Source organism: Arthrospira sp. PCC 8006 (assembly GCF_046480465.1).
Taxonomy (GTDB): Bacteria; Cyanobacteriota; Cyanobacteriia; order Cyanobacteriales; family Microcoleaceae; genus Limnospira; species Limnospira platensis.
On the sequence record NZ_PKGG01000056.1, the window covers coordinates 21,687 to 27,686 of the forward strand.

Genomic DNA, 6,000 nt, shown 5'->3' on the forward strand with positions numbered 1-6,000 from the left:
CTGCTGTGCCTTGTCTCGCGCTGAACATAAATTGGGCTGTGGGGGGGTCACTTAAATAATTAGGCCGACGCTTCCCATTTGATGCACATGGTATCAATTAAAGATGTTCAGGGCGACTTAAAATATGCACAACTTGGTTTTTTGGGAACGGCTGTTTTAATTAGGTTTGAGAATGCAATCAACTTTCAACCAAAATTCTTTGCGGGAACAACAACACCCGTTAATTAGCCGATTGGCGAACAGTATTGAACGCCTATGGGGTCAGTATTTGGATCTGCAACCCTATCATCTGCCTGATGATTTAGGATACATTGAGGGGCGATTAGAAGGGGAAAGGTTGACTATTGAAAATCGCTGCTATCAAACTCCACAGTTTCGTAAGATGCACTTGGAATTGGCTAAGGTGGGTAGCGGTTTGGATATTCTCCATTGTGTGATGTTTCCCCGCAGTTCATTCGCTCTGCCTATGTTTGGTACGGATTTGGTGGGGGGACGTGGTAGAATTGGGGCGGCGATTGTGGATTTGTCGCCCCTAAGTGGCGATCGCACTTTACCGGAAAATTATCATCGGGTTTTGCAAGAATTACCCCAAAATCAGTTTTCTCAACCCCGTGATATTCCCGCCTGGGGGGATATTTTTTCGGAGTTTTGTCTATTTGTGCGTCCGGCTAACGAGCAGGAGGAGGACTTGTTTCTGAGTCGGGTTGAGACTTATATGGAACTACACTGTCAAAGTGCGATCGCTCAAACTCCGGTTTCCCCAGAACAACAAATTCAGATTATCAACGCCCAACGCCACTACTGTCAACAACAACAGCAAAACGACAAGACCAGGCGCGTCCTCGAAAAAGCCTTTGGCGAGGAATGGGCAGAACGCTATATGACCACAGTTTTATTTGATACTCCTGAAGACTGAGACCAGCCACAGTTAAGGGGTAAAATGAGTGTTACCACTCGAAGCAGTTTTACGGCGTTTAGACTTGTTGCGACTTGATGCTGGTAAAGGAGTTTTACCTTGACTTTCCGGGAGTTTCCGATTAGTACGGAACGTAACATTCATGCCTTCGTTAGATTGTTCTAACACTAATAGGGGAGTAGGTTTGGCTTTTTGGTCCCATTCAATATGGGCAATTCTCCCCTGAATTGTCGGTTGCCAATTATCATGGTCATCCGAGGGACTCAAATAGGTTTCCAAGCAGTCAATAATCTGATTAATAGTCGTTGAAGTTGCTTGCGTGGGTAATTTCATCAACCTAATTTGTATCCGAAATAATACCCGTTTTTTGCTATGTTCATGGTCTCCTGTGTCGTATTCAACATCAAAAATTGAATCAACTTGGCGGCCTTGACCAGCATTACTTTTTTCTCCCACAGCCGCCTGTGTAGGTCGCATAGCCACAGCGATTTGCTGCTTGACCTTCATCTTAATTTGAACAATGATGGCATAATGGAAAACATCCTCAGACATTCTCATCCTGAGATAATCAAGGTTAAATTCCCTGGAGTGAATTAAGTCTGGGTTTTTCTCCATTTTAGAAATAGTTGCCAAAGCCAATTTATATTTTTTATGGAGTTCTTTATTTCTAAATGTCTCCATTTTTAACTTCTTGGCAAGACCTTTGTTTTTAGAGTTATAAATGACTGAGACTACAATCAGTATTATTAGCATCAAACCCGTGGCTCCCATCCACAACATTTCTGAGGTGACTTTATTACTCAGATTAGTGGTAGGATTTTCGGAAGGAGTTTGTGCTAATATAGATTCAACGAAATTTGTACTATTATCCATCAGCAATCATCAATAAGGTTGACATACTTCCCCAGGGGAATTTTACATTTAAATATTGACTATTTAAGCCGGGGGACAGGGATTCCTCGAAGGTATTTCGGATCTAGCAGTTTCCTGGACTTGAGCGAATAAGTGACCAAACGCACCCCTTATATCTACTCGTGATAGGTGATTAGTTCTGTTGGTCAAGTGTATTTCTCTAATTATACAAGCAGAAAAGCCACTCGTGGTGGTGAGAAACGGGGCCATCAATATACAAGCCCACCTAGCCACAAGTGTCCAAAAAGATGAAGTTAAATTAATTTTTAGATATATAGCGCTGATTGCTATTGGCATATATACACCCGAGCGCAATTGTAGCGAAATTGAGCGGGTGAACTAAACACGCCACACCGCCAAGGCGGTTGGCGTTTCCACTATGATCACAGCAGTCCTGTATTAGTTCCCGGCTTCCCAGTGGCTAATTCAACTTTGACAATTTTTCCACCCATTTTCATAATCCGTTGCTGTTCCCGGAACCAGTTGTCATAGGGAACCAGCTTAGTGAAATAGGTATTTTGTAACTCACGCTGAGTGCGAATCCGTGTTTGGCTGGGAACGCAAGCTGTTACTTTGAAAGATCTCATGATTATCTTGCTCCTGAGTTAAGTCAGCAATTTTGACAGTATTTGACAGTAATATTTATCAAATGACTAAAGGCCGGGAGTCATAAGCCAATACTAGCTCGCTAAAACTTATCAATGATACAGACAAGCCTTTGGCGGTCTAGCACTCACTTCAGACTTCCCTGGCCCTAAGTTTATAGGAATTGAAGAACCAAGACTGTAGTATTTCCAAAGGGGATGACTACATTCTAGCTTCCTCTGTGAGCAGTCTTAGCTCAAGCCAGAGCAGATGTAATCAAAGTAAATGCCCATTTCCTTACCAGCATCAGCACCAACTAAGCCAGCAGTAACTTCTTTCATAGCTTGGATAGCTTGAACGGTAGCGCCAATGGGTACACCCAAAGAGTTATAAGTTTCTTTCAGGCCATTGAGTACACGCTCATCCAGGATGGAAGGATCGCCAGCCAGCATAGCATAGGTAGCATAGCGGAGGTAGTAGTCCAGGTCACGGATGCAAGCAGCATAGCGACGAGTGGTGTACATATTACCACCGGGACGGGTGATATCGGAGTACAGCAGAGACTTAGCAACTGCTTCCTTAACGATGTTAGCTGCATTAGCGCTGATGGTGGTTGCTGCACGAACGCGCAGTTCACCAGTAGCGAAATAGGCTTTCAGTTTTTGGATAGCGCTAGCATCCAGGTATTTACCTTGAACGTCAGAGGAGTTGATTACGGAAGTGATTGCGTCTTGCATGATGGTTTCGTTTGCTAATGGTCGCTTGATCTAGGAATTGTTTAGATGAATCTTGGTCGATTGATAAGAGATAATCGCCAGTGCTTATGACATTGCACCAATTAGGTAGTCGAAGTAAGCACCTGCTTCGGCCGCGTCTTCTCCAGACAGCAGGGAAGTGGCTACACTCTTCATAGCCCGTACACCTTCAGCTACTGCTTCGATGGGAGTACCAAGAGATTTGTACATTTCGCGAACACCTACAACCCCGATTTCTTCAATGGGGGTAACATCGCCAGCAACAATTCCGTAGGTGATCAGACGCAGGTAGTAGTCTAGATCCCGCAGGCAGGTGGCAGTCATTTCCTCACCGTAGGCATTTCCACCGGGAGAGACTACATCAGGACGTTTTTGGAAAAGTTGGTTTCCTGCTTCCTTGATGATGCGCTCACGAGCACCTGTCATGGTTTCAGCAATCCGAACCCGGCGTTCGCCAGAGGTAACAAAGGATTTGATCCGATCTAATTCACCAGGGCTCAGATAACGCGCTTCAGCGTCTGCATTGACGATGGATTTGGTAACGATACTCATTTTCTACCACAGGGTTTAGCTAATGTGTTCATGATGAAGCCTACGACTTTCGGTCAGCCCGGTGTCGTGGCTCCTCAGCTTTGGGAAGTACCATTTAACCTGCCACAGGTGGCGGTTAGCAGGCAACTTCTCCTGAGCAGGCAACTTTTGGCTATTACCAAGATTGCCGAGTCATTTATCGATCGCGATCGGGCGTATTTGATTATACGCCGCCACGAGTTTCGGGTGTCCCTATTTGGTCCCCCAAATGAAACCTCATGACATGACTACCTCGAAATGTATTTTGAGGCATTATGTTCACATTATTAGTATATTTGTAATAGTTTTTAACATTTCATGGGGAAAAACTTAATAATTAGGGACGAGGGACTGAGGGAAATGGCCAAATTCGGCGGTGATTTTCCCGATACTGGCTGAATATTCGGGTCATAATCTTGGCGATCGCTGTTGTAAAATGTCGTTAAAAGATTGTAACAATTCCGAAAGCTAGGACTCTCAATTAACTGATGACAGTGCTGAACTCCAACCCAATAACATTCAACCTCCGACTCATACCCAGGGGCTTACTAATCATGGCCTTAGCTGCCTTGCTAACGTTAACCCTGGGAACCGGTCCAGCTTTAGCAAATATTGACGATGATAAGTTTGATGGCAACATTTTTGCGCTATATGGCGGTAATGGGTCTCTAGTGCCGCCACGAGTTGAACTGTCCCAGTCTTTGAGACTCCATAAACCAGCATTGCTAGTTTTTTTTCTGGACGACAGCCGCGACTGCAAAGTATTTTCGACAACAGTATCGCAACTGCAAGAGTATTACGGAAGGGCTGCGGACTTTATCCCAGTTAATATTGATTCAATCCCCATGGACTCGTCCCTACCTCCCACGGAACCGGGTCATTACTATCGAGGATATGTTCCCCAAACAGTGATAATTGACCAATCAGGAGATGTCGTGTTAGATGAGGTGGGGCTAGTCGCCTATGAAAAGGTAGATGATGTATTCCGGGAAGTATTCGACTTATTACCCCGTGAGAAATCTGTAGAACTGCGACGCAAACCCGTTAATGAGATTAATAGTGAAGCGTTTACCTTTGTCTTGGAATTGTAGAAGTCCAGATTGGTGTCAAGGGACTTAATGTGATCGCTTTTTTGTCCTAACTGGGAATTTGTACTTATTTTGTCCATTTTCCCAGTAGGCTGCCTTCCATTGGGTCAGTCTGATAACTCACTCCTTGCTTTCTGCCCTGGGACGGTTAATCCGGCTAGTGCGATCGCGTTTACTTCTTGTCCCTCGTTGTTCACTGCTAAGTATTTTGTAAATCAACTTCATTAATTCATTGTCTCTTGAGTTAACCTCTGCTATTAACTTTTGGTTCTGTTTCATTAAAGACCACACTAGAAATATCACAACCCCATCACTTCCTACCCGTAATAATTCCGGCAAAACTTCAGTCGTCATAATTTTTGTATTTATCGCCTTGTATATTTAACGGAAAATAATCCTGATTTTTKGTTAAGTATTTTTCCATGTGGTTGACGTTTATCCATATAAGTCTGTTATGCTCTTCTATTTCTCGCCTAAGCATTGATGATATTCTGTTTAGCTCTTTTCTGTTGACTTGTACTTTAATTATTGTGTATTGAACTGATACATACCATACCGTACTAATGAGTGAAAGTATCCAACTTATGATTATTGTGATTTTTTCGACTTCAATATCCACGGCGGAATTAACTCCTATGTTTATGTGGATTTTTAATCACATTTTACTTGGGTTAATTTCAAGACTTTGACCAGATAATGCAGATAGAATCCGAATTATCTGGCAGCTTTAAATTTTCGACCAACTAACTTTCGATTTTCGGGACAATTACAGCATCTTCATACTTTCTAAAAAAAGCTATAGTTCTTTGTAACCTCCTAAAAAATGTTCCGTCCAAACTTTCTATTACAGGCCCAACACTTTCTTCTGAGACCATACTAATTGCTTTATTTCCTGGTTGTTGGTTGTATACTTGCTGTGCTTGATATAATGCCCCTACTAAATGACAAAATTCTACGGTAGCGTCCACACTATCACCGCTTGCCCCCAATGTTTCTAGTAAAGTTTTAAACTGTGAATCATTGGGGAGATGGTCAATTAATTGATTAAGAGAGATGTCCATGTTAGTCTACAAAAGCCTCAATTGTTACGTTAAACTTTAGATCCATTGTAGGATGATTTTCGATCCATGTTGCGTTTTTGAAAAAACGGCGGCGAACTCCTAACTTTCTAATC

At 42.9% G+C, this 6,000-nt stretch carries 9 protein-coding genes; 3 read left to right on the forward strand and 6 right to left on the reverse strand.

Translation table 11 applies throughout. The features are described from left to right. Positions 1-172: 172 nt before the first annotated feature. Entirely contained in the window at positions 173-916 is a 744-nt protein-coding gene (locus B9T16_RS10885; protein WP_006617272.1) for a phycocyanobilin:ferredoxin oxidoreductase, read from the forward strand. Between the two features lie 12 nt (positions 917-928). Here B9T16_RS10885 and B9T16_RS10890 read toward each other — a convergent pair whose 3' ends face one another. The 4 genes from B9T16_RS10890 to apcA all read right to left on the reverse strand — a co-directional run bounded on the left by B9T16_RS10890 (position 929) and on the right by apcA (position 3,720). Beyond that, complete coding sequence (locus B9T16_RS10890; RefSeq protein ID WP_006617273.1) at positions 929-1,789, reverse strand: hypothetical protein; 861 nt, start codon at positions 1,787-1,789, stop codon at positions 929-931. A 422-nt stretch (positions 1,790-2,211) separates the two neighbouring features. Then, positions 2,212-2,415, reverse strand: coding sequence for a phycobilisome linker polypeptide (locus B9T16_RS10895; RefSeq protein WP_006617274.1), 204 nt, complete (start codon positions 2,413-2,415; stop codon positions 2,212-2,214). Positions 2,416-2,664: 249 nt separating this feature from the next. Further along, complete coding sequence (gene apcB, locus B9T16_RS10900; RefSeq protein WP_006617275.1) at positions 2,665-3,150, reverse strand: allophycocyanin subunit beta; 486 nt, start codon at positions 3,148-3,150, stop codon at positions 2,665-2,667. Between the two features lie 84 nt (positions 3,151-3,234). Further along, the gene (gene apcA / locus B9T16_RS10905) at positions 3,235-3,720 is read right to left on the reverse strand and encodes an allophycocyanin subunit alpha (RefSeq protein WP_006617276.1); all 486 of its coding nucleotides are present in this window, start codon (positions 3,718-3,720) and stop codon (positions 3,235-3,237) included. Between the two features lie 30 nt (positions 3,721-3,750). Here apcA and B9T16_RS10910 point away from each other — a divergent pair, with 30 nt between their 5' ends. Both B9T16_RS10910 and B9T16_RS10915 read left to right on the forward strand, forming a co-directional pair. Further along, a complete protein-coding gene (locus tag B9T16_RS10910; RefSeq protein ID WP_006667936.1) occupies positions 3,751-3,981 on the forward strand; it encodes a hypothetical protein in 231 nt (76 codons plus the stop codon). Positions 3,982-4,292: 311 nt separating this feature from the next. Next, positions 4,293-4,829 carry a thylakoid membrane photosystem I accumulation factor gene (locus B9T16_RS10915; protein ID WP_006617278.1) on the forward strand — a complete coding sequence of 179 codons (537 nt, stop codon included), beginning with the start codon at positions 4,293-4,295 and terminating at the stop codon, positions 4,827-4,829. A 117-nt stretch (positions 4,830-4,946) separates the two neighbouring features. Here the strand turns inward: B9T16_RS10915 and B9T16_RS10920 are convergent, their stop codons facing one another. Beyond that, positions 4,947-5,180 carry a hypothetical protein gene (locus tag B9T16_RS10920; protein ID WP_410244763.1) on the reverse strand — a complete coding sequence of 78 codons (234 nt, stop codon included), beginning with the start codon at positions 5,178-5,180 and terminating at the stop codon, positions 4,947-4,949. A 389-nt stretch (positions 5,181-5,569) separates the two neighbouring features. Then, a complete protein-coding gene (locus B9T16_RS10925; RefSeq protein ID WP_410244764.1) occupies positions 5,570-5,887 on the reverse strand; it encodes a hypothetical protein in 318 nt (105 codons plus the stop codon). Positions 5,888-6,000 lie beyond the last annotated feature (113 nt).